The sequence below is a fragment of the Cellulosimicrobium sp. BMG9.23 genome (assembly GCF_059159985.1).
Genome location: NZ_JBZGBZ010000024.1, coordinates 1 through 515 on the forward strand (window position 1 = coordinate 1; position 515 = coordinate 515).

1 protein-coding gene is annotated in these 515 nt (G+C 68.5%); it reads left to right on the top strand.

Going from position 1 to position 515, the window contains the following annotated elements; genetic code table 11:
- Positions 1-515: DDE-type integrase/transposase/recombinase (locus AC4H2G_RS21545; RefSeq protein ID WP_494367787.1), on the top strand; the 515-nt coding region annotated here is incomplete at both ends.

Consider the following 515-nt stretch of genomic DNA (forward strand, 5'->3'; position numbering starts at 1 on the left):
ACCATCGCCTGGCACCTGACCCACCACCACGACCAGACACTGTCCCGGGCGACGATCCACCGCATCCTGACCCGCCACGGCGCCGTGACCCCGCAGCCGAAGAAACGACCCAAGGCCTCCTACATCCGCTTCGCCGCCGAGCAGCCGAACGAGACCTGGCAGTCCGACTTCACCCACTACCGCCTGACCCGCCCCGACGGACGCCCCGGCGCCGACGTCGAGATCATCACCTGGCTCGACGACCACTCCCGCTACGCGCTGCACGTCTCAGCCCACGCGCGCGTGACCGCCCAGATCGTGACCGACACCTTCCGCGAAGCCTGCGACCAGCACGGACCCCCAGCATCGACCCTGACCGACAACGGCATGGTCTACACAGTGCGATTCGCCGGCGGCCGCGGCGGCCGCAACCACCTCGAGCACGAGCTACGCCGCCTGGGCATCGTCCAGAAGAACGGGCGCCCCAACCACCCCACCACCCAAGGCAAGGTCGAACGCTTCCAAGACACCCTCAA